The sequence below is a fragment of the Kribbella sp. NPDC043289 genome, assembly GCF_056436705.1.
Window position 1 is genome coordinate 41,110 of record NZ_JBWKCB010000002.1, and the last position, 26,593, is coordinate 67,702.

General features: G+C 69.8%; 22 protein-coding genes. 13 read left to right on the plus strand and 9 right to left on the minus strand.

Annotated elements, in window-relative coordinates; translation table 11 throughout:
* The first annotated feature begins 18 nt into the window (after positions 1-18).
* The 4 genes from AC0662_RS12050 to AC0662_RS12065 are packed head-to-tail and all read left to right on the plus strand — an operon-like array spanning position 19 to position 6,519.
* Positions 19-2,361: a fibronectin type III domain-containing protein gene (locus AC0662_RS12050; protein WP_452197279.1), complete on the plus strand. Its 2,343-nt coding sequence runs from the start codon at positions 19-21 to the stop codon at positions 2,359-2,361.
* Complete coding sequence (locus AC0662_RS12055) at positions 2,361-3,359, plus strand: AAA family ATPase (protein WP_452197280.1); 999 nt, start codon at positions 2,361-2,363, stop codon at positions 3,357-3,359. The genes AC0662_RS12050 and AC0662_RS12055 overlap by 1 nt, the downstream gene beginning before the upstream one ends.
* Positions 3,356-4,483 carry a DUF58 domain-containing protein gene (locus AC0662_RS12060; protein WP_478300302.1) on the plus strand — a complete coding sequence of 376 codons (1,128 nt, stop codon included), beginning with the start codon at positions 3,356-3,358 and terminating at the stop codon, positions 4,481-4,483. Before AC0662_RS12055 ends, AC0662_RS12060 begins: the two co-directional genes overlap by 4 nt.
* A complete protein-coding gene (locus AC0662_RS12065; protein ID WP_478300304.1) occupies positions 4,480-6,519 on the plus strand; it encodes a transglutaminase TgpA family protein in 2,040 nt (679 codons plus the stop codon). Before AC0662_RS12060 ends, AC0662_RS12065 begins: the two co-directional genes overlap by 4 nt.
* 1 nt (position 6,520) lies before the next feature.
* Here the strand turns inward: AC0662_RS12065 and AC0662_RS12070 are convergent, their stop codons facing one another.
* Positions 6,521-8,185 carry a serine/threonine-protein kinase gene (locus AC0662_RS12070; RefSeq protein ID WP_478300306.1) on the minus strand — a complete coding sequence of 555 codons (1,665 nt, stop codon included), beginning with the start codon at positions 8,183-8,185 and terminating at the stop codon, positions 6,521-6,523.
* Between the two features lie 118 nt (positions 8,186-8,303).
* On the opposite strand from AC0662_RS12070, the gene AC0662_RS12075 reads away from it, so the two are divergent.
* Together AC0662_RS12075 and AC0662_RS12080 are read left to right on the plus strand one after the other, a co-directional pair.
* Positions 8,304-8,891: a hypothetical protein gene (locus AC0662_RS12075; RefSeq protein ID WP_478300308.1), complete on the plus strand. Its 588-nt coding sequence runs from the start codon at positions 8,304-8,306 to the stop codon at positions 8,889-8,891.
* A complete protein-coding gene (locus AC0662_RS12080) occupies positions 8,888-9,454 on the plus strand; it encodes a hypothetical protein (RefSeq protein WP_452197285.1) in 567 nt (188 codons plus the stop codon). Before AC0662_RS12075 ends, AC0662_RS12080 begins: the two co-directional genes overlap by 4 nt.
* Positions 9,455-9,490: 36 nt before the next feature.
* Here the strand turns inward: AC0662_RS12080 and AC0662_RS12085 are convergent, their stop codons facing one another.
* The 7 genes from AC0662_RS12085 to eccD all read right to left on the minus strand — a co-directional run bounded on the left by AC0662_RS12085 (position 9,491) and on the right by eccD (position 17,897).
* Positions 9,491-11,140 carry a right-handed parallel beta-helix repeat-containing protein gene (locus AC0662_RS12085; RefSeq protein WP_478300311.1) on the minus strand — a complete coding sequence of 550 codons (1,650 nt, stop codon included), beginning with the start codon at positions 11,138-11,140 and terminating at the stop codon, positions 9,491-9,493.
* On the minus strand, positions 11,137-12,168 hold the full coding sequence (locus tag AC0662_RS12090) for a helix-turn-helix transcriptional regulator (RefSeq protein WP_452197287.1): 1,032 nt from the start codon (positions 12,166-12,168) through the stop codon (positions 11,137-11,139). Before AC0662_RS12090 ends, AC0662_RS12085 begins: the two co-directional genes overlap by 4 nt.
* Positions 12,169-12,445: 277 nt before the next feature.
* Positions 12,446-13,183: a type VII secretion protein EccE gene (locus AC0662_RS12095; protein WP_452197288.1), complete on the minus strand. Its 738-nt coding sequence runs from the start codon at positions 13,181-13,183 to the stop codon at positions 12,446-12,448.
* A gap of 290 nt (positions 13,184-13,473) precedes the next feature.
* A complete protein-coding gene (locus tag AC0662_RS12100; RefSeq protein WP_452197289.1) occupies positions 13,474-14,709 on the minus strand; it encodes a hypothetical protein in 1,236 nt (411 codons plus the stop codon).
* A gap of 14 nt (positions 14,710-14,723) precedes the next feature.
* Positions 14,724-15,050 (minus strand): hypothetical protein, encoded by a 327-nt coding sequence (locus AC0662_RS12105; protein ID WP_452197290.1) that lies wholly within the window; start codon positions 15,048-15,050, stop codon positions 14,724-14,726.
* An 87-nt stretch (positions 15,051-15,137) separates the two neighbouring features.
* The gene (gene eccB / locus AC0662_RS12110) at positions 15,138-16,553 is read right to left on the minus strand and encodes a type VII secretion protein EccB (protein WP_452197291.1); all 1,416 of its coding nucleotides are present in this window, start codon (positions 16,551-16,553) and stop codon (positions 15,138-15,140) included.
* 3 nt (positions 16,554-16,556) lie between these two features.
* Positions 16,557-17,897: a type VII secretion integral membrane protein EccD gene (gene eccD / locus AC0662_RS12115; RefSeq protein ID WP_478300315.1), complete on the minus strand. Its 1,341-nt coding sequence runs from the start codon at positions 17,895-17,897 to the stop codon at positions 16,557-16,559.
* Positions 17,898-18,012: 115 nt separating this feature from the next.
* Between eccD and eccCa the strand changes: the two genes are divergently transcribed.
* The 5 genes from eccCa to AC0662_RS12140 all read left to right on the plus strand — a co-directional run bounded on the left by eccCa (position 18,013) and on the right by AC0662_RS12140 (position 24,509).
* Positions 18,013-21,897 (plus strand): type VII secretion protein EccCa, encoded by a 3,885-nt coding sequence (gene eccCa, locus AC0662_RS12120; RefSeq protein ID WP_478300317.1) that lies wholly within the window; start codon positions 18,013-18,015, stop codon positions 21,895-21,897.
* Between the two features lie 12 nt (positions 21,898-21,909).
* Entirely contained in the window at positions 21,910-22,290 is a 381-nt protein-coding gene (locus tag AC0662_RS12125; RefSeq protein WP_478300319.1) for a hypothetical protein, read from the plus strand.
* 9 nt (positions 22,291-22,299) lie between these two features.
* Positions 22,300-23,751, plus strand: a complete 1,452-nt coding sequence (locus AC0662_RS12130; RefSeq protein WP_478300321.1) for a hypothetical protein — start codon at positions 22,300-22,302, stop codon at positions 23,749-23,751.
* A 128-nt stretch (positions 23,752-23,879) separates the two neighbouring features.
* Positions 23,880-24,194, plus strand: coding sequence for a WXG100 family type VII secretion target (locus AC0662_RS12135; RefSeq protein WP_452197296.1), 315 nt, complete (start codon positions 23,880-23,882; stop codon positions 24,192-24,194).
* 15 nt (positions 24,195-24,209) lie between these two features.
* Positions 24,210-24,509 carry a WXG100 family type VII secretion target gene (locus AC0662_RS12140; protein WP_452197297.1) on the plus strand — a complete coding sequence of 100 codons (300 nt, stop codon included), beginning with the start codon at positions 24,210-24,212 and terminating at the stop codon, positions 24,507-24,509.
* A 56-nt stretch (positions 24,510-24,565) separates the two neighbouring features.
* Here the strand turns inward: AC0662_RS12140 and mycP are convergent, their stop codons facing one another.
* Complete coding sequence (gene mycP, locus AC0662_RS12145; protein ID WP_478301911.1) at positions 24,566-25,756, minus strand: type VII secretion-associated serine protease mycosin; 1,191 nt, start codon at positions 25,754-25,756, stop codon at positions 24,566-24,568.
* A gap of 115 nt (positions 25,757-25,871) precedes the next feature.
* On the opposite strand from mycP, the gene AC0662_RS12150 reads away from it, so the two are divergent.
* Positions 25,872-26,222 (plus strand): YbaB/EbfC family nucleoid-associated protein, encoded by a 351-nt coding sequence (locus AC0662_RS12150; RefSeq protein ID WP_452197298.1) that lies wholly within the window; start codon positions 25,872-25,874, stop codon positions 26,220-26,222.
* Complete coding sequence (locus tag AC0662_RS12155) at positions 26,215-26,592, plus strand: hypothetical protein (RefSeq protein WP_452197299.1); 378 nt, start codon at positions 26,215-26,217, stop codon at positions 26,590-26,592. Before AC0662_RS12150 ends, AC0662_RS12155 begins: the two co-directional genes overlap by 8 nt.
* The last annotated feature ends 1 nt before the right edge of the window (position 26,593 follow it).

The window sequence follows — 26,593 nt, forward strand, 5'->3', positions numbered from 1 at the left end:
AAAGGCACGGTTAGCCGCATGACTCGCATTGCCCGCGCGATCCGCCGCCCCGTCGCGTGGTGGACGGTCGCGGCGCTCATCCTCGGGACCTTCGTCGGGTACTCCGCGCTCGGCCGCGGCGCGCCCGCGGTGGCGTTCCAGCAGGCGGGCCACTGGGTCTACAACGCGACCCTCGGCGCGGTCTTCCGGGTCGACGGCGGCGGCAAGAACGTCAACGCCGAGGTCCGCGGCGTCCAGACCGAGGCCGGCAGCCAGGTCGTCCAGGGCACCACCAACGGGTACGTCGTGAACTCGGACGGCGTGATCGTGTTCGGCAAGTCCGACCTGACCGTGAAGAGCACCATGCGGATCGGGATCCCGGAGGAGCCGATCGGCATCGAGGCACAGTCCGGGCCCTACCTGGTGTACCGGAAGCACGGTCAGATCGTCCGGCTTGGTGACCAGCAGCAGACCGTCACTGTAGGCAGTGTGGTGTCCAGTGCGATCGCCACTGCCGACGGTGCGCTGTGGCTGCGGGACGCCGACCACTTCTGCAAGCTGGCGCCTGCGTCGACCGAGCTGGCTTGCACGCTGCCGGCGCAGGCCGGTGACACTGGTTCGCTGCTCAGCGTGGGTGGCAAGCCTGCCTTCGCCAACCTGTCCAAGCGCACCTTGACGCCACTGACCGGTGACGCGGCTGGCCGCGCTGTGCCGATGTCCGTGGGCGGCACGCTGCCGACCGACTCGGTGGTCGCACAGGCCGACGTCGGCGGCCGCATCCCGATTCTGGCCGGTCAGCGACTGCTGCTCGTGGACGCTGCCGGAGCGAAGGCCGCGGAGAGTGTGACGCTGCCGCCGGGGCACTACGACTCCGTCGCCGCGACCGGGGCCGCAGTCGCCGTACTGGACGCGGGCAAGCGGGTCGTCCGGACGTTCGCTCCCGATGGCAAGCCGCTGCACACCCACGAGCTCGGCAAGAAGAAGGCCGGGAACCTCAAGGGTGGCCCGCGGGTGACGGCCGGTCAGGACGGCCGGATCTACATCGACGACGAGACCGGTGAGGTCGTGACGGTCGTCGACGGTGACGGAACGGTCAGCGAGGTGGACACCGACGGCGGCAACAAGCCGGTGTCGCCGACCGCCAAGGAGAAGCCGACGCCGAGCAGCACGCCGACCCAGCCGACGCCGAGCAGTACGCCGACCTCTACGCCGCCGTCCACTCCGGCGTCGACGCCACCGCCGCACCGGCCGATCCTGCCGCCGATCCACGTGACGGTGGGTCCGGAGAAGCCGCAGAGCACCGAGACGGTGCCGCCGGAGCGCAAGCCGAAGCGGACCGAGACCACCAAGCCGACCCCGCCGCCGAGCAAGCCGACGACCACCAAGCCGAGCAAGCCGACGACGACCAAACCGACCACCCCGCCGGCCGCGGCGCCGGGTGCGCCAGGTGCGGTGACCGCCAAGCCCGGCAACGGCAAGGCGACGGTGACCTGGAATGCGGCCCGAGCCAACGGCGCTGCGATCACCGGCTACAAGGTGAGCTTCCGGATCGCGCCCGGCACCTTCGTCGTCGGTCTGCCGGAGTCCGGCACGGCCACTGTCTCCGGCAGTTCCCGCAGCCACAGCTTCGGCCAGCTGCTGAACGGTGGCGGCTACATCTTCACCGTGTCCGCGACGAACCGGGTCGGGACCGGGCCGGCCGTGGACACGAAGGCCACCACGATCAACGGGCAGGCCGGGCCGCCGAGTGCACCGACGAAGGTCAGCGCCGCGACCAAGCCCGACGGATCCGTCACGGTGTCCTGGGCGTCGTCGGCTGCGACGGACTACACGCTGACCGGCTACACAGTGGTCGGCTCGGACGGTTCGTCGACCGCAGCGCAGGCGTACGTGACCTCGGCGACCGTGAAGCCGACGCTGGGCAAGGCTGTCAGCTATCGGGTCACAGCGAAGAACAATGCGGGCACTTCACCGCGCTCTGCCGCCACACGGACCGTCTACCCGTACGGACCAGCCGCAGCGCCGAAGGTGACCGCCACTCCGGGCAAGGGCTCCGTGTCGCTGAGCTGGACCGCACCGAACCTCGGTGGAGGCCAGCTGGTGCACTACGTGGTCTCAGCGACCGGCCAGCAGGACCGAACCGTCACAACCACCAGCACTCGCTACACCGGTCTGTCTTCGCTCCAGTTGACATTCACGGTCAAGGCGATCACCCGCGAGCGCAACAACGCGAGTAGTACGACCGCCACCGGCACAGCCGGGAGTACGACGGCCACGCCGGCCGCGGGCGCTCCGGCGCTCCCTCCGGCCAGTGCGCCGGCCGGAGCGGTACGACGTACCGCTCGGCGACGTAAGAGTGCACGGAAGGGTGTGGAGTGGTGATGCGGGACTCGGGGCGCGGGATGGAACCGCAGCAGGCGTACGAGCTGATCGCCGCGAACGTCCAGCGGGTGATCCGCGGGAAGCCGCAGGTCGTCCGGCTGGCGATCGCGACCCTGTTCGCCGGCGGGCACCTGCTGATCGAGGACCTGCCCGGGCTGGGCAAGACCAGCCTGGCTCGGAGCCTGGCGCGCAGCATCGGCGGCCGGTGGAGCCGCATCCAGTTCACCCCCGACCTGCTGCCCGGCGACATCACCGGTGTCGTCGTGTACGACCAGAGCAAGGGCCGCTTCGTGTTCCACCCCGGTGGCGTGTTCGCGAACATCGTGCTCGCCGACGAGGTCAACCGCGGGACGCCGAAGACGCAGTCCGCGCTGCTCGAGGTGATGGCCGAGCGGCAGGTCACTGTGGACGCGGAGACCCGGCGCGTGCCGGACCCGTTCATGGTTCTCGCCACGCAGAACCCGATCGAGATGGAAGGCACCTACCGGCTGCCCGAGGCGCAGCTGGACCGCTTCCTGCTCCGGATCGAGATCGGCTACCCGGACCATGACGCCGAGGTCGAGGTGGTCGCGCTGGACGGCGCCGGTCCGACACCGGACGATCTCGAGCCGGTGATCGACCCGGAGACGCTGAGCGGTGTCGTCGCCGCGGTCCGATCGGTGTACGTCGACGAAGCGGTGATGGCGTACGCGGTCCGGCTGGCCGCCGCGACCCGGCTGCACAGCGCGGTCCGGTACGGTGCGAGCCCGCGCGGCAGCATCGCGCTGGTGCGTGCGGCGCGCGCGATCGCCGCGACCGACGGGCGTTCGTTCGTGACGCCGGACGACGTGAAGAGCATCGCCCGTCCGGTGCTCGCGCATCGCCTGGTGATGACCGCGGACGCGACGCTGGCCCGGCGTACGGCGGAGAGCGTGGTGGACGACGTACTCGAAGACACTCCGGCGCCGGGCAATCCGGTGCGGCGCGATCTCAAGCGGGCTCTTGGCGTCGTGTCATGAGGACCAGGCTCACGCTGCGAGCCTGGGGACTGCTGGTCGGCTCGGTCGCGCTATTGGTCGCGGGTCAGCTGCTCGGTTACCCGATGCTGCGGGTGCTGGCCGGAGCTGGTCTCGCTGCGGTGCTGATCAGCGTGCTGACCGTCGTACGGCGTCCGAAGGTGACGGTTGAGCGCGTGTTGTACCCGGACCGCGTCGAGTGCGGTCAGCCCGCTCTGGCGCGGCTCATGGTGCGGAACGAGTCCACCCGACGGCAGCCCGCGTTCGTTGCCGTTGACACCGCTGGACCGCATCAGTCCGAGGTGTCCGTGACCGCACTCGCGCCCAGCGGAGTCGCGACGTACCACTATGAGCTGCCGACGGCGCGGCGTGGACCGCTGGCCGTCGGGCCGTTGCTGTTGCGCCGATCCGATCCGTTCGGGCTGGTGTCGTGCCAGGTATCGATTGGGGAGGCAGCGACACTCCTGGTCCACCCGAAGCGGTACGCCGCCCGGACAGCGACCGGCATCCGGCAACGGCACCACTTCGAGGGGCCGGTGTCCGCCGGTCCGTTGCGCGGCTCGATCGACCTGCGCCGACTGCGGGAGTACGTACCTGGTGACGAGGTCCGCCACGTGCACTGGAAGGCGTCAGCGCGAGCAGGCCGACTGATGGTGCGTGAGTACGTCGATCCGGACCAGCCGCGCCTGCAGGTGCTTCTGGACACGCGGACGACGGCTCTGACACCGGACCAGTTCGACACGGCCGTTTCGGTGGCGGCGTCGATCCTGGTGGTCGCCGCGCAGTCCGGTCAGCGTCTTCGACTCACCACGCCCTGCGGTACGGATCACGACGTACAGTCCGTCAGCGATCTGCTCGACGAGCTCGCCAGAGTGGAGCAGTCGACCGAATCGACCAGTCTGCTGGAGTCTCTGCCGATGGGACGTGACGGTGGAGCGCTGGTCGTGCTGACGGGCGACACTGCCGGTTTGGCCGAGGTACCGAATCTCAGGTCGAGCTATCGGCCGGTGGTGTGCGTCGACCTGACGCATGACGAGCCTTCGCTGCACACCGCGGCTGGAGTGCACGTTGTCCACGCTGACAGCGCACAGAGTGCGGTCGACGCCTGGAACGCCGTACCCGCATGAGCCGACGGCTGCCGATCCTCGGAGTGCTCGCTGCCGCAGTGGTAGCGGGCCTTCTCTTCGCACCGCTCTTCGGTACGTCGGCTGTACTGCTGCCGATGCTGGCTGTTGCCGTTGTCGTGTATCTGGTGGAAGAAGCGATTCTGCGCCGACCACAGCTGGCTCGGTGGCGGGTGCCGTTGACGCTGGTTGGTGGAGTCGCCGCACTGCTCGCGGTGATTCCCGGTGCGGCACGGCGTCCGGTGTCCTTGTGGGACGCAGTGACCTCCGGTTGGCGTCGTGCGCTCGAGTCGACGTGGCCGGCCAGTCCGTCGGCGGACCTGGTGGCGTTCGTGCCCTTGCTGGTGCTGCTGGCCTGTTTGGTCGGTGTGCGGGTGCTGCAGCGTTCTCGCCTGCTGGCGGTGCTACCCGCGGTCGTAGTGGCCGGACTGTCTCAGGCCTACGTCACAGTCACCGGAGTAGACGCAGTACTGGTCGGACTGGCTCTTGCTGGTTGCTTTGCTCTTGTACTGCTGCAGTGGCCTGGGGACCGGGCGGCGTGGGCTCGTCTGGTTGCCGCACTCGCAGCGATGGCTGTTGGCGCGTCCACTCTCGGACTGGCGTTGCCGACGCCCGGAGCGGTCCACCTGGCGAAGCCGAGTCCACCTGATTCGCCCACAGTGCTGAGCAATCCACTGACCGAGATCGCCGAGCGGCTGCGCTCACCGGACACTGTGGTGTTCACTGCACGCGCTGATGGTCCAGTGGACCGCTGGCCGGTGATTGCCTTGGACAACTTCGACGGAGTGACCTGGACGGCCACACCGAAGTTCCAGCGTCTCGGTCGGGAGCTGCCCCTCGATTCACACGTGACGGTGCCAGTACGGCGCCAGGCGGCGGACGTCGCGCTGGCGGACTGGTCACTGCCGTGGTTGCCCAGTCAGACCAGGACGCTGTCCGTCGTGGACGACGTACCGCTGCTGGTCGATCCGACGTCTGGTGCATTGCTGTCCGAGCAGCAGCGACCATCGCAGTACCGCGTCAATTGGGCCGAGCCGGCGGTGGACACCGACGAACTGGCCTCTGCGGGTGTCGACTCGGATCTGAGCAGCGGCGCCGATCTCGGAGAGGTACCGGTCGGGATCGATGACCTGGCGCGTCAGATCGCCGGTGACGTCCGTCCGTCGTTCCAGCTGGCGCTGGTGCTCGAGAAATACCTGCGCACCAACTACAAGCTCGCGACCGGCGAGAACCTCCCGACCGGCCACGGCTACGCGCAGCTCAACCACTTCCTCCTGAAGAGCAAGCGCGGTACGTCGGAACAGTTCGCGGCCTCGTACGTCGTGATGGCCCGGCTGCTCGGACTACCGGCGCGACTCGTGGTCGGGTTCAAGCAGCCCGACGAACCGAGCCCGGACGGCACGTACGTGATCCGCAACCGCGACGTCCTCGCCTGGCCCGAGGTCGCCGTCCGCGGCGTCGGGTGGGTCCCGCTCGACCCGACCGGGACGGCCACGTCCAAGGCCGGCGGCGGCGGTCTGGCCGGCGCTGCGGAGGCTGTGCGGAAGCAGTTGCCCTCGACGAAGGAGATCGAGCGCGAGCACCAGTCCGAACCGACGCTGCCCGCGGCGGATCCGAAGACGACGCATCACTGGCCGGGCTGGGCCGCACTCGTCGCAGTCGCCGGCGTGATCGTCGTACTGCTGCTGTTGTGGGTCGTCGGCGTACCCCTGGCCAAAGCGGTACGCCGTCGGCGGCGCAGGCGGCACGGGACGGTGGGCGCCTGGGCCGAGGCCCGTGACCTGCTACGGGACCACGGGATGCGCGTGACGCCGGCCGCTACCGCGCGGGACCTGGCACGAGAGTCGGACGGGCCGGTGTCGCAGGCGATGACGTTGCTGGCCGGGTGTCTGGACCGGGCGTTGTGGTCGGGGCAGGACTCCGATCCGGACCGTGAGTTCGCGTGGTCCGCCGTACGGAAGGCCCGGCGCGGGTTGGCCGAGGGCGGGTTGTCACAGCGCATCCGGACAACGTTCAGCGCCCGCAGCCTGATCGGCTAACTCAGCGGCGCTGGCACTGGGCGTCGCGGATCGGGCGGGCCGGGGTCTCCATCCTGTTGACACCGTCGGTGGCCTGGATGGCGAAGCAGTACTGAATCCCCGGGACCACCGCGACGCGGTACTTGGTCTGCTTGAAGACCAGCCTGGTATCCGCCGGCTGCCCCGCCTGCGCCACCACGACCGCATAGTCCACGTCCGAAGGCCCGCTCCACGTCAGCACGACATACGTACTGTGATCAGCCGGCGGATCCAACCTGACAACCAACGCAGGAGTAGACGCCTGAGTCGGAGTCTGCCCGGCGATGGGCGGCTGGTCGGCCTGGCCCTTGTGGTTGACCAGTGCAAGCGCGGTGATGACTACGGCGGCGACTACGACACCTCCTGCAGCGAGCAACCAGTTGCGGCGTTTGCCCCCCGAGTGTGCGGGCTCAGCTGCTGCCGGAGCCTGCGGCTGGGCCGGCGCAGGTGGTGTCGCGGTGGAAGGCGCCGGTGTGACGGCGGGTTGGGTCTGTGTGCCAGGACCCGCATGCGCTGCGGCCGCTGCGCCCGGTGCGGGCTGACCCAGCGCAGGCTGACCCACCGGAGGTTGCGCTGCAGCGGGCTGAGCCGGCGCGGGCTGAGCCGCCGCGGGCTGCGCCGCCGCGGGGTGCACCGGCGGTGCGGCAGGAGGCGCGCTAGGCGGTGCGGTAGGCGGTGCTGTAGGAGGTGTGGCAGGCGGTGTTGCCGGGGGCCACGACTGGAGGTGTTTGCGGGACAGCCGAGCCGGTCGGGGCAGCTGGGGCGTCGCCCCGCGGCCCGCTGCGGGCGCGGTCTTCTTCGCCGACGTGGACGCGGGTGCGGCAACCGGACGGACTGCCGGGATCGGCGGGATGGTCAGCGCGGCGAGCGACGTGGCGACACCTTCGGCGGACGGCGGACGCTGCCCGGGGTCCTTCTCGAGCAGTCGGGCGATCAACGCCGCGAACGAGTCCGGCAGTACGTCGAGACGCGCGGGCGGCTCGTTCAGCACGCGAAGGATGTGTTCGCCGGCGGTCTCGCCCATCCGCGCCGCCAACGGGGGCTTTCCGCTGACGGCAGCATGCAGCACAGCGCCCAGCGCATAGAGATCCGATGCGGCCGTCAGCGTCCCGTCCCGCAGTGTTTCCGGTGCGACGTACAGCTGGCTAGGCGAGTTCAGTGCGGCGTGCCCGGTGTGTTGTCCGAGCCCGAGCGTGAGCGCAGACACCTGCGGACGCCCGTCCGGCAGCAGCACAACTGCCCCTGGTGTCAGACCGCCGTGAATCAAGCCGACCGAGTGCAGCGCACCCAGCCCTTCCGCCAACTGCCGACCGAGTACTGCGAGATCAGCAGGTGAGCGCAGATGGTCGCGCATCTGCTCGGTGAGCGTCCCGTTGTCCGCAGTGCTGATCAGGTACGGATAGCCGTCCGCAAGACCAGACTCGAGGACCGGCGCGACATGCGGGTGGTTGACGCCCTGCAGCGCTTTCACCTGCTTGTGGAACGCCGTCGCCGTACCTGCGTCGACGCGCACCGGGTACACCAGCGCGCTGACCGCAGTCCCTTGCCGCAGGCACCTGTACACCCGCGGGATGCCGGACCGGATCAGGACGAGGTCCGTACAGCCCGGGAGCGCCGGGACGGAGTCAGGACCTGCCTTGTCTGTCACATGTCCATCTTCCCGTGTGAACAGGTCGTCCGCCGCGACACCGGCTCCTGTTGCCACACACTGGCCACATGCTGCAAGGGTCGTCCGAGCGCGAGCGGCGGCTGCCACCGTGAAGACCATGACCACACTGATGTTCCCGATCGGCCACTGCGTCGGGCCGTACTACTCGGGCTCCGCGGACGATCACGTCCAGCAGGTCCGGCTCGGCGGGGAGATCGTCGAGCTGACCGACGAGGACTTCGCGGTCTGGACGCTCGCCCACGGTCTGACCGCCGCGCCGCACACATCCTGGAGCCGCGCCGCTGTCGTCGCCTTCGCCACCGGCAGCGGGCTCGCGGACGCCGACGCGGTGGTCGATCGTCTGTTGACCAGGCAGCTGCTGGCCGAGGTCGACACAGACAGCACAGACAGCACGGCCAGTCCGGTCGACTTCGCGGCAGGTCATCGACTGCTGCCACTGCACCTCGGGCTGGGGAACGCGTCGCCGGATGATGCGATGTTCAGGTCGGGCACCACCGAGATCGCACTCGCCGGTATGACCCGCACCCTCTACGACCTCTGGCTGTGGGCTCATCTGTCTCCCAACCTCCTGGCCGCCTGCAAGGAGCACGAGATCGACCTCACCGCTGTGTTGAGCACTCTGCACGCGCTGCTCGCCCCCAGCGCCACGTGTATCGATCTCGCCGCACCGGAGTACCGGCCATGAGTACTGCGATCTTTCCCGTCGGCCACGGCGCCGGTCCGCTCGTGTCCGCGGACTCGACGCACCACGTGATCCGTGTTGGCCGTACGACGGAGCAGCTGAGCGAGTCCGAATTCGGTGTGTGGACACTCGCGCACCGCGCGATGGGCCTGCCCGATCTCCTGGACCAATGCCTCGATGCTGAGATCGACGACGCCGAGCGCCATGTGGACGTGTTGCTGAGCCGTGGCGTGTTGGTCACGGCAGATGATCCCGCCGGCTTTGCGAAGCAGCACCGGTTGTTGCCGCTGTTTCTCGGACTCGGCAACCGCCCCGACGTACCGGACCTCTTCGCCATCGGCGTTCCAGGGCTCGAACCATTGGCGATCGTCGGTGCGACGACGTACGAGCTCTGGCAGTGGGGCTGGGTCGCACCGTCGCTGTGGGCGCACTGCGAAGTGCTGGCGACGATTGCCGAGCAGACCGAGGGCGAGCCGGGCACTCCAGGTGCCCAGCTCGGCCTCGTGCTCGACGGGGTGTCCGAGCTGCTGGCCGGACTCGTCGTCGCGCTCGACCCGGTCTCATGACATGGCGCTAACGACACAGCGCTATTGACCACGGCCCTATGAAACAGCGGCGGTCACGTCGTCGATCAGCAGGGTGCGCAGGTCGTTGACGTCGGGCATGCCGCCCCGCCGGCGCAACCGTTGTGACTGCGCCGTCTTGACCCGGTCGAACAGACGCCGGGCGTCACGGGCGTTGCCGAAGTTGGTGACCTGAGAGGCGATCGCGAAGTGTCGTTCCAGCACGGGTTCCGCTGCCGCGTCCAGGTCGTACTGGTTGGCGGCGACCATCCGCTGCACGATCAGGGTCAGCTCATCAGGAGCGTAGTTCTCGAAGTCGATGGTCTTCGTGAACCGGGAGGCCAGGCCCGGGTTGGCGTCCATCAGCCGCAGCATCTCGTTGTCGTACCCGGCCACGATCACCGCCACGTCGTCGCGGTTGTCCTCCATCAGCTTCACCAGGGTGTCGATCGCCTCCTGGCCGAAGCTGTCGTTCTCCGCCCCGGCCCGGGACAGCGTGTACGCCTCGTCGATGAACAGCACGCCGCCGATCGCCGCCTCGAACAGCACCGTGGTCTTCTCCGCGGTGTGACCGACGTACTGGCCGACCAGATCCCGCCGTCCGACCTCTCTGAACTGGTTCTTCGGTAGTACGCCGAGTGCCGCGAGCAGCTTCCCGTAGATGCGAGCCACTGTGGTCTTTCCGGTGCCGGGCGCGCCGGCGAACACCAGGTGGTGGCTCAGGCTGCCGGTCGGCAGCCCGGCCTTGCGCCGCCACTCGTTCACCTGGAGCTCGTCGATCAGGCTGTGCACCTCGTCCTTCACCCCCGGCAGGCCGACCATGGCGTCCAGCTCCGCCAGCAGGGACTCCACGTCCGCAGCGGCCGGCTCGCGGGCGACCGTCCGTGACTCCGCTTGAACGGCGGCGGTCACGGACACCTGGTCCGGATCAGCAATCTCCAGTGCCGGCTCGGCGGTGTTCTCCCACCGGCACGACACCACCTCGCCCTGGCACCGGCGCCCGAACACGACGGCCGGTCCGCCGGCGTCGCGGACGAACGAGTGACGCAGTACCGCGGTGGAGTCGTAGGCGACGAGGATGCCCGCCTCCGCCGTACCGGTCACCTCGCAGCTCTCGATGGTCGACCGGCCGTACTGGTACGCGTAGACACCTCGACGTCCGCAGTCGGTGATCTGGCAGTCCCGCAGTACGACGGTCGCGCCCAGGCGGACGATGACGCCGTCCGCGGACACACCGCTGATCTTGGTGTGCTCGATCGTGGCGGTGCAGTCCTCCAGCACCAGACCGTGCTCGCCGCCGTCGAGCCGGCAATGCGACAGCGACACCTCGGCCGGACCGGTGACGAGTAGTCCGGGACCGAAACCGGCCGACACTGTGCAGCGTTCGGCGCGCAGGGTGCCGCCGGTGAGCTCGACGGCCGGAGCGTCGCCGGCGCGGATGGTTAGCTCGCGGAGTTCGAGGTGCCCGCCCGATGCCCGGAGTACCGGGGTCTGTGCCGACGTGGCGTCGATGACCACGTCACCTGCGTCGGCGGTCAGGGTGACGGACCGGTCCGCCAGGTCGATGGTCTCCCGGTACACACCGGGTGCGATGGAGACAACAGCGCCGTCCGGTGCGTCGAGAACGGCGGCGCCGATGCTCGGGTAAGCACCCGGACGATCCGGTGCCACCAGGAGGGTGCGGCTCATCGCGTCCCCACCCAGCCACGCTCGGCCGCCTTGAGCCCGGCCTGGAATCTGCTCTGCGCCCCGAGGCGCGCCATCATCTCGGACACCATCCGCCGTACGGTTCGGACGGATACCCCGAGCTGTGCGGCCGCCGACGCGTCCGTGCCGCCGTCACTGAGCAGCGAGAGTACTTCGCGTTCGCGGACCGTCAGTCCGGAGGCGTCACCCAGACCGGTCGGCTGGCGGAGTGGTGTCGCAGCGTGCCAGACGCGTTCGAACAGCTCGGTCACCGCGCCGACTGCAGCGGCCAACCGGAGGATGCTGACCGCGCCGCGACCGGTCCGGTCAGCGGGCAGGGCGACCGTCGCTGTGTCGACGATCATCGCGCAGAGCGGGACGCTGGTCGCCGTACGGACCTGTGCGCCGTTGCGGGTCAGTTGCTGCAAGCGGCGAGCCAGCATCGGGTCGGTGCGAGCAGCGTCGGGGACCAGGATGCGGTAGCGGACCGGTGCCAGGACTCCAGTGCCCAGCTCACGGAGGCCGGCGATCGGGTCGGCGAGTGCGGCCGTCGCCGGCGTACTCACCAGCACCTCACCGGACGCTGACTTCAGCAGACCTTCGAGGGTGCGCTGCGCGGCCGCTGGGCTGGCTGCCCAGTCCAGCGCGCCGCTGCTGTCACCGAGCGGCGCCGGGTGCCGGCGGGCGAACTCGCCGGCAATCTCGGCCGCAGCGACCCGGCTGCGTTCCAGGTCGCGGGTGACGCGGGCCAGGTCGGCCTCGCGTTCGGCGAGCAGGGCGGTCAGGCTCAGCCGCGGGTTGAGCGGGCGGACGACCTCGCCGGACCCGTTGCGGGCCAACAGGCCGAGGCTGGTCAGGTGCTGGATCACGTCCTGGGTGGCGGCGACGTCCAGACCGAGTCGCTCGCCGAGCTCGGCCGGGGTCCAGGAGGGCCGCTCGAGCACGACCAGGTAGGTGCGCTCGGCGGTCGGGTCGACCCCCAGATGAGCCAGCCGCAGTCCGGTGGTGCGGACCTGCGGGGTGGACTTCACGGCACGCGGGTAGCGGACCGCACGGGGGTACGAAGCGCCTTCGGTGGGCTCGGAGTGGTACACGGGACACCTCGCTCGATTCGATGAGTCGGTGCGACTCGGGGTCAACACCAGAACCATCGCGGGCCGCCGTCCAGCGGGAATCTTGCGCCTGTCCACGCCTGATACAGCCGATACAGCGGCTGTCCAGCGGGCCTGATCCACGCCTGATCCACGCCTGATCCACGCCTGATCCCCGCCTGGAAAGCTGCTGGAACACGGCTCGAGCGCGGCTGGATCAGGGCAGAGCGGCGACGAACGCGGCGCTCTGGCGACCGGTGCGTGAGACGGCGACCGGGGCCTGCGGGGCGTCGGCGTGAGCCAGAACAAGCGCGTGGTCCAGATCGCTGGCGGTGGTGACGGCGATGGCGCCGGCCTGTTGCAGCGCGAGCGACACGGGTACGGCGTACATCCGGTAGCGGCCGGTGCCGAGGCGGAGGGCGTCCCAGTCCTCGGTGACGTGCTTCGGGGTGAGGGTGCCGAGGAGGTGGGTCAGCTCGTCCGGGGCGACCGGTTCGGCGCGGAGACCGCGGCGGCGGAGGCGCTTGGTCAGCCGGCGCACGGTGTTGGCGAGCAGCAACTCGAGCTCGGTGTCCTGGTGCCGCTCGGGCGACCGGAGCGCGGTGACCGCGATCCACGCCAGCCCCGGCCGCCGCAGCAGTTTGATCCGCAGCCCGGCGAGGTCCTCGATCAGCTCGCCGGCCGCGACATCCGGCGGTACGTCGGTCTCGAGCAGCACCGTCACGCCATCCGCCCGGACGATCGTCCCGGCGTCCACGTCACCCACCTCGAGCCATCCGCGATGTCCCTGGACCGCCACGAACCGCGGCCCGCGCACGACGTACCCACCGGCCAGCCGGAGCCACTGGAAACACCACAGCCCCCGCCACCAGCAGCCGGTCGCTCCCAGCACTCCGAGTCCGACCACGCCGGCTATCAGCGCGGCCGCCCATCCCCGGCCGACCAGTCCCGCCATCAGGCCAACCGCGACCTGCCAACAGACCACCTGCCCAGTCACCACCCTCGGCCTTGCGCGTCCGACACCCGCCGACGGAGGGGTCGGAACGGACGCTGCCGCCGGCGCAGCGACGGCCGGCCGGACGCTGGTCGCCGCCGCGACTGCGGGCGCGGGGGCGTGAGCAGCGGGAGGTGTAGGCGCGGCGACGGCCGCCTGCTGTCGCGGCGGAGCGACCGTAGTGGTCACTGGCGCGATGGCGGTCTGCGGCGCGGTCCGCTGAGCGAAGGCCGGGGTAGCCGGTGTCGTCGTCATGAGCGGTGGTCGAAGACTTCGTCGTCGAGGACCGGACCGGGGGTACGGCGGCGTGTGGTCGGCAACGTGAACTGGCTGGTCGACTCGTGGGCCGCGCGGCCCTGGAGCTCGGACTGAACGCCGGTGCGGCGGAGCACGTCTTCGGAGTCGCTGGCCGACCGCTTGCGTGCCCCGGACCGCGACTCGTTCGACCCGCCGCCACCGGATGCACCGGACATCGGTGGTGCGATGGTCGGCATCGACTTGCCGGCCGCCGCCGCGGCTCGCGCGGTGCCACCGGCCAGCGCCGGCTCGCTCCGCGCCGCGATGCGGGCACCCGCGGCTCCGGTACCGCCGGGCACCCCCGCGACAGCCGGAGTACCGCGCAACGAGTTCGTCACTGCCCCGAGCGTCCCGGCGAGCACCGCAGCCGGGATCCCACCTGGCGATCCGCCCGGCACCGACGGAGTACCAACAGAGGGGATGGTCGGCACCGCAGTACTCCCGCTGACCCCGCCGGCCAGTGTCGGCAGGTCAGGGTGAATCACCGTGCCGGGCAGGTCCTTGAACTTCGGCAGCTTGGTCAGTGCGTCCTGTGCGTCGCCGAGGCTGCCCGACTGCGCGAGCCCGGTGACGGTCTGCACCAGGCTGGCGCCCTTCTCCATCGCGCTGAACAACTTGTCGGTCGCGTCCAGCACATCGGTCACCGGTACGGCGGGCACGGGAGACGCCGGCGGCGGCGCGCCACCACCCGGCCCCTGCCACCCCTGAGTCGGCGGCGGTACGGCGGTCGGCGCCTGCATGACCACCCCGACGGCCTCCATCATCCCGGCACCCACCTGCTGCAGACCGACCGCGACCTGCGCCGCGAACGGCCCGATGATCGGCACCCCACTCAGCGCGACCGCGGTGTCGTACCCGCTCTGCAGCGCCGGCATCACCGCCTGCGCCGCGTTCAGCGCCGTACCGCCGAGCCGCAGCGCCGCGGACATCGCGCCGGTGTACGCCGACCACTCGCCGAGCGATGCGAGACTGCCGATCACCTGACCGCTGAACGCCATCTGCGACGCCGAGCCGACGCTCATCGGCCAGGTGGTGACGGCCGCGTTCGCGGCGCCGAGGTCGCCGTGGGTGGCGAGCAGTTGCTGACAGGCCGAACCCCACAGATCGGCGCCCGCGTGCCACGGCTCGGCGCGCTGCCCGTAGAGCATCGTCGCCATCGCGTTCAGTTCCATCCCGAAGTACGCACCCATGGTCGCGGCCCCCGTCAGTCCGTTGCCGTCGTCGGCAGTTCGTCGTCCAGGCCGCGGTGCGCGACCGCGCTCGCCTGGTCGGCGGACTCGAAGCGGCTTGCGACCGAGAGCGCGGCGTCGATCAGCGACGCGATGCCGTTGGTGGCCTGCAGCGTGACGGTGCCGGTGTGCTCGACGCAGAACCGGACGTGCGCCTCGACGGTCGCGCTCTCCGGCATCGCGCCGGCCAGCGGCGGTGTCGACTGCACGGTGCCGGAGACCGGGGTGACGGTCGCCAGTGGTGCCAGTACCGCGAACTGACGTAGTTCGTCGGGCACCACTGTCAGCGTGCCGATGTCCATACTTCCTCCTCGGGTTCGTCTTCTGCACCACATCAGGGATCCGGTACGGGACCGGCGGGCGGACCGCATCAGGCCACCGAACGTCAGCTACGGGCCGATCGGGTAGGTCGCGGTGGACGGGTCGAGCGCGTGCCCGGCAGGCAGCCGGCTGATCAGTCCGGCCGGCAGCCGGACCACAGGCGGTTGGTCATAGCCGAGAACGCCGAGTACGTCGTGATTCGCCAGTTGGTACCGCCGGCCGAGATCGCTCACGAACGACAACGCCCCGGACCCGGCCGGCTGACCCGGCGATGCCATCGACTCCACAACGGCGCCATGACCCGGTGGTACGACGACCTCGTCGGCCAGCGGCAGTCCGCCAGTTCCACGACCCGTCGTCGCACCGGAGTCCCCGCTCGTCGGCAGCGACCCGGCCAAGGTGAACCGCGGCTGGAAGTCGCCGCCAGAGAACACCGCGCACACCGAGTCCACTGACGACTCCGGCCGCGCGAACGTCGGCCGGGTGGTCGGCAACGCCGAGTCCGTGGTCGAGGTGCCCACACCACCGGACACCTGCGCCACGACCGCCGGATCCAACGGCACCGCCTGTGGGACCGCGCCCGGGTACGCCTGCCGAGTGGCGGGCGCCGTGCGCTGGACGTCGTACTGGAGTGAGCTGATCGCCACCAGACGGTCCCGCTGCAACAGGTAGTACTGTCCCTGCCCGGTCGACGTCTGTACGACGTACAGCGTCCCGACCCGTCCTGGTTTGAGCAGACCGGACGGCGTTCCAGCACCCGGCACGGAGATCGGACCGAGCGGTGGTCCGGACGGTACGAGGTCCAGCCAGACAGACGGCACCTGCAGCCACGCCTCGTTGTTCAGAGCGAGTGCTGCGGCGACCGTGGCCTGCTGCTGGATCAGGTGCCGGTAGCCACGCCAGATCAGGTAGCGCCGGCCATCGGGCCCGACAACGAGCAAGGAGTCTGCCTGCGCACCGGACTGCTCTGTTCCCACGAGCAGAACCGACCGCACCACCGGACTGCCCGACGAATCGACAGTCGGCTGCGCGCACATCGACCACCCGCTGCCGAGCAGCCGCCGCTTGTCGGGCAAGGAGTCCGGTGCGTCCGGGATCCCCACCCGTTGACCACGCGGTACGCCGAGCAACGACCTGGCCGACACCATCAGCGGCGCGCTGTACTTGTTCGCGAGCAGCAACGCCGACACGTAGTTCGCCGCGGGATAGAGGACTCCGTCGCGATACACGTACCGCGTTCCGGTCTCCTTCTCGACGATCACCCGGTCGCCGGACTTCCACGAGGTCTTACCGCCTGGCGACAGCTGCCCGTACACGCCGGCACCGGCCAGCACCAGGACGGCGAGCCCGATACCGACCAGCATCGCGACGATCCCGCGGCGGAACGGCGGGTGCTCGGGATCGGTCTCGCGCAGCAGCAGCGCATGGGTCATCCGCTGCTGGACGAACTGGTGCGACTGCAGCTGATCCCGCTTGGAAGCCATCGGTCACCCACCCAGCCCGCGCACATACCCGTACAGTCCGAGAACCCACAGCACAACCGGCACCACCAGGAGAACCAGGATCAGCTCGGCCACCTCGGCGTACCGGGCCAGGTACGCGCCCGGCCGGTGTGCCGCGTACCAGAGCCCCAGGAACCCTGCCAGGCCGGCGAACAACAGCAACGAGTACGGCGTGAGCACGAGCAGCCAGCCGAGTCCGAAGAGCGCTGCGACGATCAGGCTGAGCCGGTGCGCCACCACTGGTAGCAGGCGTGCGCGCAGCAGGCAGATCCCGACGACGAGCACCACCAGCAAACGTCCCGGCGTCGAGGTGGACCGTGCCAGTACACACAGGCAACAGGCCAGTCCGAGACCCAGTCCGGCGAGGATGCCGGTGTAAAGCGCTGCCGATCGCAGCACCGCGGCGTACACGATCCGGCGTGGTGGTTGAGGCGGGTCGGCGAGCAGATCGGCTGTGCTCGTGGGCAGTACGGGCTTGGGCAGTCGACCGATCCGCATCGCGAGCGGTGCGGCCACCGGTATCAATGCCACCGCGAGCGCGGCGACCACAGCAGCGGACCGCGGGGCGTCCAACGCGCCGCCGAGTGCACCCGCGACCAATGCGAGCACGCCGGCAGTCACCGAGGCCGCGAACACCGCGGTATGGCGGGCGATCCCGACGTACCCGATCAGTCCGGACAGCAGCAGTGCGGCGCCGCCTGCGGTCAGTTGCGGCGCGCCGAGCTCCGTCAGCCGAAAGGTTGCGGCAGGCAACAGTGCGCCGCCGGTGAAGGCGAACACCACGGAGACTGAGCCGGCGGTCGCTGCGGAGGCCGCATCACCGAGCGCTCGCGACAGAACGACTCCGGCCAGCATCAACACGCCTGCCGTGGCCAGGGCGAACAGCGCCACGCCGTTCCACGGCGGGCCGCTCCGGAGCTGCAGCGCGAGGCCGGTCAGCAGAGCTGCGGTCGCGGCGACCAGCCCGGTCCAGCGCGTCATACCGGGCGCCCACGCGCGTCCGCCGGACCGAGCGTCGGTGGCGATCGCGTCGACCAGATCGTCGTACTCCAGCTCCGGCCAGTGTTGGTGCGCCGGTGCGAGGTGCAGGATCTCGCCATCCCGGACGTCCTGACCGGCGAGGTCCCGGTGGGTGTCCAGTGCCTCGCCGTCGGGACGTCGGAGGACCCAGCCGCCTTGTAGTGCGCCGAAATCGGCGAGGCCGTCACCGGCGTGCCGGAGGATGCCGGGCAGCACCTCGGCCACCGTCGACCGTTCCGGCAGTGCGAGGTCGATGCGGCGTTCGGGTGCGTCGATGGTGACCTTGACCAGTCCACGAATGCTCACGTTTGCCACCGTGGCACGCGGATCGTGGCACTGGGCCGGGGCTTGCAGCTTGTGGACAGTCAGCTAGTGGCCGCCGTCCGCTCTACTACGGTCCGGCCGCCTAGCGTCCTGGAACATGTCGACAACCATCGTCAGCAGGCCACCGCGTCGTGACGGCCCGGCGTTGCCCACCGGCGACGTCACCCTCGACCCGCCGCCGGCGCTGCCACAGCCCGCGGCCAAGCAGCTGTCGCAGTACGTGATGATGGTGCCGATGCTCGCGGGTGGTGCCGCGATGGCGTTGATGTACTCGACGCTCGGCGGTGGCGGCCGGATGAGCTACATCGTCGGCGGTCTGTTCGGTCTCTCCGCACTGGGCATGGCGGCGGTCGCCTTCGCCGGCCAGGGCGCACCACGTCGCGAGATGGCCCGCGCACGCCGCGGATATCTCCGGCATCTCTCCCAGCAACGCATTCGAGCCCGGCGGGCCGTGGCCCAGCAACGGACGGCGTTGTCGTACCTGCACCCGGACCCGACACAGTTGTGGACGCTGGTGGAGAGCTATCGCCTCTGGGAACGCCGCCGCAACGACGCAGACTTCGCGATCGTCCGCGTCGGTACAGGAGCGCAGCCACTCGCCACTCCGATCGCACCGCCGGACACAGCACCGCTAGAGGAGCTGGAGCCCCTGTCAGCCGGTGCACTGCGTCGCTTCATCACGACGTACTCGTCGGTCCCCGGACTCCCCGTGGCGATGGCTCTACGCGGCTTCGCTCGCGTGTACGTCGATGGTGATCCGGACCGTGCTCGTAGCCTGGCACGTGCTCTCGTAGCGCAGCTGGCGACGTTCCACTCACCCGATGACCTCCTGGTGGCCGCGGTGATCGGCCCGGACACCAGAGCGGGGTGGGAGTGGCTGAAATGGCTGCCACACGCCCATCACCCGGAGAAGTCCGACGCACTCGGACCGATTCGCCTGATCAGCAAGAGCGTTCCGGATCTGGAGTCGGTGCTCGACGATCTGCTCGCACAGCGACCACGCTTCGATCCGGCTGCCACTAGTCGCGTGGACGGTCCGCACGTCGTCGTACTGATCGATGGCGGCGACGTAGTCGGCTCTGACCACCTGATGACCGGTAGCGGCGTGGAAGGCGTCAATGTCATTGACCTGACCACACAACCGCCCAGACTGCTCGACCGCTCCACAGTGCTGCTGGACGTTGCCGACGACGGCACGCTGACCAGCGTTACCGCTGAAGGCGAGTCCGAGGTCGGTACGGCGGACAGCTTCACCACCCAGGACGCGGAGGCCCTGGTCCGCCTCCTCGCACCACTGCGGTTGTCGGCCGGTACGGACGGCGACGAGAGCTTCGCCTCCGCGTTCGGCCTGACTGACCTCCTCAGCCTCGGCGACCCCTACGACTTCGATCCCGCACGGCACTGGGGACCCAGGCCGAACAGGGACCGGTTGCGTGTGCGTTTCGGTGTCACCGCTGACGGTACGCCGGTCGAGCTCGACCTGAAGGAGTCCGCCCAGGACGGCATGGGACCGCACGGCCTGCTGATCGGTGCCACCGGCTCCGGCAAGAGCGAACTGCTCCGAACGCTGGTCCTCGCGCTGGCCGCGACCCACCCGTCGGACAGCCTGAACTTCGCCCTGGTGGACTTCAAGGGAGGCGCCACGTTCACCAAGCTGGACCGGCTCCCGCACACCAGCGCGGTGATCACGAACCTGAACGAGGAGTTGACGCTCGTCGATCGGATGTCGGACGCGCTCACCGGTGAGTTGGTACGCCGGCAGGAGCTGCTCCGGCGGGCCGGCAACTACGAGTCCATCCGGGAGTACGAGCTCGCCAGGGCCGCGGGTGCCGACCTGCCCGAGGTACCCACCCTGCTGGTGATTTGCGACGAGTTCTCCGAGCTGCTGTCGGCCAAGCCGGACTTCATCGAGATGTTCAACCAGATCGGTCGACTCGGCCGAGCACTCGGCGTACACCTGTTGCTGGCCAGTCAGAAACTGGAGGAGGGGCGGCTGCGCGGGCTGGACGGCCACCTGTCCTACCGGATCGGTCTGCGGACGTTCTCGGCGATGGACAGCCGCGTGGTGCTCGGTATACCGGACGCGTACGAGCTGCCCCGGGCGCCTGGTCACGGCTTCCTGCAGATCGGCACCGAGACGCTGGTCCGGTTCCGCTCCGCCTACGTGTCCGGCGTGCACCGCTCAGCCGTCAGTTCGGTTGCTACAGGCAATGACGTGGCCGACGACGTTGCGGAGTACACCAGTGCCTATGTCTCGCTGCCCGCGTCGGCTGACGAAGCCGAAGAGGAGCCGGAGGAGGACGGTGTCGGCGAGAAGCTGCTCGACATCCTTGTCGACCGCTTGGCGAACAAGGGCAAGCCGGCCCATCAGATCTGGCTGCCGCCACTGGACGCCCCGCCACCGTTGACCCAACTGCTGCCCGCGCTGACAGTCGATCCGGACCGAGGACTGACTGTCGCCGCCGCCGGTGCGTGCGGAGGGCTTCGAGTGCCGATTGGTCTGGTCGACAAGCCACGCGAGCAGCGGCGAGACCCGCTGGTGGTCGACCTGTCCGCCGGCGCCGGTCATGCCGTGATCGTCGGCGGGCCGCGCAGCGGGAAGAGTACGGCGGTCCGCACCCTGATCTCGGCCCTCGCCCTCACTCACACCCCTCGCGAGGTCCAGTTCTATTGCCTCGACTTCGGCGGCGGCTCGCTCACCGGGCTCCGCGACCTGCCGCACGTCGGCGGTGTCGCGTCCCGTCTGGACGTCGGCGCCGTACGCCGGACGGTCGCGGAGGTGCTGCAGTTGCTGACCAACCGGGAGCGCGTCTTCGCCGAACACGGTGTGGAGGGTATGGCGGCGTACCGGGAACGGCGGGCCGCCGGCGAGTTCGCAGGTGACCCGTGGGGCGACGTCTTCCTGATGGTGGACGGCTGGTCGGTTCTGCGCTCCGACTTCGAAGAGCTCGAGATGACCCTGGCCGAGATCGCCGGCCGTGGCCTCGCGTACGGCGTGCACGTGGTCGCGACCTGCTCGCGGTGGTTCGACCTGCGCGGCACGATCCGCGACCTGTTCGGCACCAAGGTCGAACTGCGGCTGGGCGACCCGTCCGACTCGATGGTCGACCGCAAGGCCGCGATGAGTGTGCCCGCCGAGACGCCAGGTCGTGGCCTGACCGACAACGCGCAGCACTTCGTCGTCGCCACACCGGACGCCGACCTCGGTCCACAGCTCGCAGCCGCGTGGCCGGTGTCGGGAGCGCCGCGGGTGCGTCTGCTCCCCGTGCAGCTCGAGGAGTCCGAGCTGGCCGCCGTACTGCGTCGCTGCGAGGGCGCCGGTGACGAGATGCCGGCCGGACTGCCGGTTGGCTTGGCCGAGCGCGACCTCGGACCGGCGTACGTCGATTTCGAGGCCGACCCGCACCTCCTGGTGTTCGGCGACACCGAGAGCGGTAAGACCGGTCTGCTGCGTTGGATCGCCCGATCGCTGACGACCCGCTACGAGCCGACGGAGGCACGGATCATCCTGGTCGACTACCGCCGATCGGTGGCTGTGCAGGGGACGCACGTCATGGGCACGTTCACGGAACCGCGCAGCGTCGAGAAGATGGTTGCCGAGCTCGGCCCGGTCCTCGACCGCCGCCTGGGCGGGGAGTGGACCGGACCGCAGATCCACATCTTGGTGGACGACTACGACCTCGTCGCCGGCCAGACCGCCAACCCGCTCAACGGCCTGGTCGACTATCTCGCCCACGGCCGCGACATCGGCCTTCACCTCGTCGTCACCCGTCGTACCGGCGGTGCCGGCCGCGCGATCTACGAACCGCTGATTGCCCGCCTTCGCGACCTCGGTACGCCGGGTCTACTGCTCAGCGGCGACCGATCCGAAGGCCCGCTGCTCGGCACCGTCCGCCCGCAGCCGCTACCCCCGGGCCGCGCCCAGTTCGTCACCCGCCGCGGCGACGCCAACCTCATCCAACTGGTCAATTGCTCGATCTGACAGGAGCCACAGATGGTCCAGGTCTCACCGCAGGAACTACGGGACTTCTCGGCGATGCTGCATCCCGCGAACTTCGCCCCGCTCGCCCAGGCGCTGCCAGGTTTCGAGCTGGGCGGCGGGATGCCGGACGCCGACAAGCTGCGCGAGTTCGTCAAGCAATGGGCTCCGCAGGTAGCCGGCTTCGGCCTCGACCTGGGGCGCGGTATCGACGCCTTCGGCACCGTCGCCCGAAACGCCGCTGACGCGTTCGAGACCACCGACCAGGTCGCCGCCGGCCGCTTTCAGACCACGGACCAGCACGCTGTGGGCATCGTCGCGGATCAGCTCGGTCAAGTCCGCACCGGCGGCGGCTGGACAGATCCTGCCGAGCCGCCCAAGGCCCCCACTCCCTAGGAGCGCACGATGGCTGACTACAGCAAGACTTCGATGGCGGAAATGGTCCGTCAGCTCGCCGGGCTCAACGCGAGCGGTTGGCTGCAGGTGGGTGAAACCTGGTCGGTGCTGGCGACCGACCTCCAGACGACGCAGGACAACCTCCAGCACGCCTGGAACAACACGCGGCTCTTCCACGAGAGCCTGACGTTCGACAGCATCGCGAACGAAGTCACCGCCAGCAAGACATCGGTGGACGCCTGGCGGCCGTTCGTCGAGCGGGTCGGCACCCAGTTGTCGAGCATCGGCTGCACCATCCGCGACACGCAAGCCGTCGTCGGCGGCCTGACAGGGCCGTACCAGGACGCCGAACGCCGGTTGATGTCAGCGATGGATGCCAACGAGGGCAAGGCCGCGCAGCACGAGATGGACGACATCACGGCCATCGCGGCCAACATGATGGGAGTGCTCTCGTCGGAGATGCAGCAGGCGATGGGGCGTATCCTCCCCGTTCCCCAGAGCAAGTACGGCGGCCCGATGGCACCAAGCCGTGGCGATCAGCAGGCCGCCGACGACCCGGACGCGAAGGCAGATCCCAGTGCCGGCGGCCCCCAGCCGGGTGACGCCGGCGGTGTCCCGGGCCAGACTCCCGCGGTGGCGCCTGCGGCCGATCCCGCGTCGCCGAAGGCGCCGGAGGCCAAGGATCCGTGGGACGAGGCCGGGAAGGTCATCGACGTCATCGGCAAAGGCATCGATCTGACCGGGAAGGTTCCGGAGAACCTCGACAAGTGGGTGACCCTCTTGCAACACGGGAAGGACCTGGCCGGCGGGGACACGTCGACGGCGACCACGCCGGACCTGAGCAGCGTGACACCCAACGGTCCATTGTCCGACGAACCCGCGCTCGCCGGCGGCGTCAGCACCACACCGCCCACCTTCACCCCAACCCACTTCACTCCCACGACGGGCGGTGGCGGGGCAGGCGGCGGTGGCCTGCCGTCGATCGGCATGCCATTGGGCGGCGGGATCGGCGCAGGTCACACCAACCTTCCGACCAGCAGCACGGGTACGTCGGATCGCGGCAGCTCATCGTTGCGATCGGCAACAACCGCGGGTGAGACCGGAGCCGAACCATCGCTGGCCGGCAAGACGTCAGCGAGTCCGACGGGCACGCAGTCGGCCTCCTCGCCGATGTTCCCACCGATGAACGGCGCCGGTGCGGGTGCTGGCGCCGGCGCTGCCGCGCGCAGTGAGATCCGGCCAGGCTCGGCGCCGTCCAAATCAGGCTTCACCGTGCCGACCGAGTCCACGGCCGCCGAGCGACTGCGCCGCCAAGGCGTGCAGTCCGATCTCCAGGGCCGGACCAACGGCGAACGACGGACACCGTCCGGGGCGCCGCCGCTGCGTAAGCGCAGTCGTCCCGCGCGTGCCCGCCGTACCGGCGGTGACGAGGTGCTGGACGAGGAGCTGTGGAAGCCCTGATCGCACAACTGGCCATTCCGTGGCCGTAACCGGAACGCGTCCGGAGGGCGCGGATCCCAGACCTAGCGTGACATCGACCGGTGATCACGCGCCGGCAACCCAGTAGAGGAGGACACACCATGGCCGGTGTGGAGACCGAATACGCTCGCATGCAGCAGACCGCGCGGGACGCGGCCGCGATCGGCGACAACCTGAAGACCGTGATGGTCAGGCTCGACAACGCGATGGGCGTTCTGGTCCCGATGGACGGAATGATCAAGAACGCCTTCTGGCAGGGCCATCGCGGCCATCTCGACGCGATGACCAAGCTCTGCAACCGCCTGCACCAGTTGGCGGACGGCATCGGTGATGCCAAGAGCAAGTACCAGTCCGCGGACGACGAGGGCCAGGTCGCGCTGAACCAGGCCGCCAACGTCCCTGTCCTCGACGCGACCGTCCTCTGAGAAGGGAACCCACTCATGCCCGGTGAACGCATCAACTACCCGTTCGGCGCGATGCTGCAGGCCTCGGTCGACATGGCCTCCGCCAGCAAGGAGGCGACCGAGCTGAAGACTCAGTTCGAGGCCGCCATGAACGCGCTGCTGCACACCTGGACGAGCGACGAAGCGGCACCCCAGGTCCAGCAGGTGCAGCGGCTGTGGGCCCAGGCAGCCGGGGAGCTGAACCAGCTGCTGAGTCGGCGGGGCACCGCAGTCGAGGACTCGATGCTGCGGATGCGCAGCACCGACCGCGCGGCCGCCATCTCGATCCAGGCCTGACGGACCAAAGAAGAACAGCCCGGCCCCTCGAAAGGAGGGCCGGGCTGTTCTGTGGTTCAGTGGCTGCGCCAGCCGCGGCGACGCCCGAGCGGTACGACGAACGCGGCGAGCACCACCAGCAGGGCGCAAAGCCCCGCCAGCAAGGCGATCCGGCGACCCTCAAGGCCGGCATCGCTCCACGAAGCGGTACGACGCTCCGCCGCCGGGTCCACCTTCGTGGGCTTCACCGGCGGGAGTACTGCGGGTTTCGCGCTACTGAGGACGTCCTCCACAGCGCGGTACGGGTTCACGACTCCGGCGCCGTACTGGTCCGTCGGACCGGGAGCGGGCGTTGCGGTGGCGATCAGCCGGGCAGCGACCGCCGTTGCGGGGAGCTTCGGATCGGCCGAGCGGACGAGGGCCGCCGTACCGCTGACGAAGCCGGTCGCGAAGCTGGTGCCGTCGTAGTAGCGGTGGCCGCTGACGCGGGTCGCCGCCAGTACCCCGCCACCGGGCGCCGAGATGTCGACGTACGACCCGACCTGCGAGCTCGAGAGTCGGCTGCCGTCGATCGTCGTCGCACCGACGCCGAGCACACCCGGGTATGCCGCGGGGTACGTGACCGGATCCTCGCCCTGTTGACCGTGGGCGTTGCCGGCCGCGGCGACGATCAGGGCGTCGTGGCGCTGGGCGTAGCGGACGGCGTCGCGGACGGGTTTCTGGTCCACGTACAGCGACAGCGAGATGTTGATGACGGTGGCGCCCGCGTCGACGGCGTACCGGATGGCGCCGGCGAACACCGTCGCGTTCACCGCTTCGCCCTGCTGCTCGCTGGCGTCGCGTTCGCTGACCCGGATCGGCAGGATCCGCGCGCCCGGCGCGATCCCGCGGAACCCGATCCCGGCGACCGGTCGCGCGGCGATGATGCTCGCCACCGCCGTACCGTGCGAGACGCAGTCGAAGTCGGCCCGTTTGTCACCGGGGGTCAGGACGTCCTCGCCGGGCAGCACCGCGCCCGGCTCCCGGAGTTGTGGGTGGTCCGCGTCGACACCGGAGTCGATCACCGCGACGGTGACGCCCTTGCCGGTGCTGATCGGCCAGGCCCGCTCGGGCGCCAGCCAGGTGGTTGCCCAGGGCATCTTGCTGATCGGCTGCCCACCGGCCTCGGCGGTCCGGCACTGTCCGGCCGGCGGAGCCGCCGACGCGGGTGACGTGGTGGCGGCCAGCGCCCCGAGGGCGACGGTCGCGGCTGCTGCTCTGACAGTCATCACGATCCGGACGCTACGGCGGGGCCCGATCGGGCCACGGGTTCTGACCCCTTGTGGCCAAGGACTGACCGGCACATCACCGAGCACCGACGCTAGGTACTCGGAGGTGTCGATCATGGACATGTCGAAGTTCACCGCGGGTGAGACAGAGCTCAACCTGGCCAAGGAAATGGCGGCGCTCGGCCTGGACAGCGGCCTGGAGCAGCTGACCGATGCGGCGGGCGTGCTGGACCGTGCCTTCGACGAGACCGTCGCGTCCGCGGTGTCACCTGACCGCCTCGTCAAGGTCACGGTGACCGGCCGGGGCGAGATCCGTGCGATCGAGTTCGACCCCGGCATCTACCGCGACCAGGACCCACAACAGCTCGCCGCGACGGTCGTCGCGACCCTCGGCCAGGCCCACGCCGCCGCAGCCGCCAAGATGACCACGGCGTACGACACCTTCCGGGAGACCTTCGATGACTGACCGGATCGAGGTCGATCAGCTCGGGGTGGCGCGGGCGGCTGATATCTGCCGGACCACCGGGTACGACGCGGGTCGCGAGCTGTGGCGCCTGCTGGGCGGGTTGACCAAGGAGGTGATCGAGGCGGCCGCCGGGCACGACGACTACGGCCAGCAGATCAGCAGCGGCTGGGTGAACAGCCATGCCGACACGTTCGCGGCGTTCGGCAAGGCGATCGAGACCCACCTGGTCGGCCGCGGTGACCAGATGTCGGCGTGCGGCCAGAACGCGAAGGCGACCGACGACGACGCGTCCCGGCAGGTCCAGGGGACGGCGCTCGGACTCACCCGGACCGCCGAGGGCTGGGCGATGACGCCCACTCCGGAGGCCTGAC

What these genes read in the sequence shown, in the direction of transcription:
- AC0662_RS12100 (WP_452197289.1), bottom strand. Translation starts at nt 14,709, where the DNA reads ATGGGTGCGTACTTCGGGATGGAACTGAACGCGATGGCGACGATGCTC.
- AC0662_RS12105 (WP_452197290.1), bottom strand. Translation starts at nt 15,050, where the DNA reads ATGGACATCGGCACGCTGACAGTGGTGCCCGACGAACTACGTCAGTTC.
- AC0662_RS12080 (WP_452197285.1), top strand. Translation starts at nt 8,888, where the DNA reads ATGAGTACTGCGATCTTTCCCGTCGGCCACGGCGCCGGTCCGCTCGTG.
- AC0662_RS12125 (WP_478300319.1), top strand. Translation starts at nt 21,910, where the DNA reads ATGGTCCAGGTCTCACCGCAGGAACTACGGGACTTCTCGGCGATGCTG.
- AC0662_RS12150 (WP_452197298.1), top strand. Translation starts at nt 25,872, where the DNA reads ATGGACATGTCGAAGTTCACCGCGGGTGAGACAGAGCTCAACCTGGCC.
- eccB (WP_452197291.1), bottom strand. Translation starts at nt 16,553, where the DNA reads ATGGCTTCCAAGCGGGATCAGCTGCAGTCGCACCAGTTCGTCCAGCAG.
- AC0662_RS12130 (WP_478300321.1), top strand. Translation starts at nt 22,300, where the DNA reads ATGGCTGACTACAGCAAGACTTCGATGGCGGAAATGGTCCGTCAGCTC.
- AC0662_RS12095 (WP_452197288.1), bottom strand. Translation starts at nt 13,183, where the DNA reads ATGGCGGGACTGGTCGGCCGGGGATGGGCGGCCGCGCTGATAGCCGGC.
- mycP (WP_478301911.1), bottom strand. Translation starts at nt 25,756, where the DNA reads ATGACTGTCAGAGCAGCAGCCGCGACCGTCGCCCTCGGGGCGCTGGCC.
- AC0662_RS12060 (WP_478300302.1), top strand. Translation starts at nt 3,356, where the DNA reads ATGAGGACCAGGCTCACGCTGCGAGCCTGGGGACTGCTGGTCGGCTCG.
- AC0662_RS12050 (WP_452197279.1), top strand. Translation starts at nt 19, where the DNA reads ATGACTCGCATTGCCCGCGCGATCCGCCGCCCCGTCGCGTGGTGGACG.
- AC0662_RS12065 (WP_478300304.1), top strand. Translation starts at nt 4,480, where the DNA reads ATGAGCCGACGGCTGCCGATCCTCGGAGTGCTCGCTGCCGCAGTGGTA.
- AC0662_RS12140 (WP_452197297.1), top strand. Translation starts at nt 24,210, where the DNA reads ATGCCCGGTGAACGCATCAACTACCCGTTCGGCGCGATGCTGCAGGCC.
- AC0662_RS12075 (WP_478300308.1), top strand. Translation starts at nt 8,304, where the DNA reads ATGACCACACTGATGTTCCCGATCGGCCACTGCGTCGGGCCGTACTAC.
- AC0662_RS12085 (WP_478300311.1), bottom strand. Translation starts at nt 11,140, where the DNA reads ATGAGCCGCACCCTCCTGGTGGCACCGGATCGTCCGGGTGCTTACCCG.
- AC0662_RS12055 (WP_452197280.1), top strand. Translation starts at nt 2,361, where the DNA reads ATGCGGGACTCGGGGCGCGGGATGGAACCGCAGCAGGCGTACGAGCTG.
- AC0662_RS12155 (WP_452197299.1), top strand. Translation starts at nt 26,215, where the DNA reads ATGACTGACCGGATCGAGGTCGATCAGCTCGGGGTGGCGCGGGCGGCT.
- eccCa (WP_478300317.1), top strand. Translation starts at nt 18,013, where the DNA reads ATGTCGACAACCATCGTCAGCAGGCCACCGCGTCGTGACGGCCCGGCG.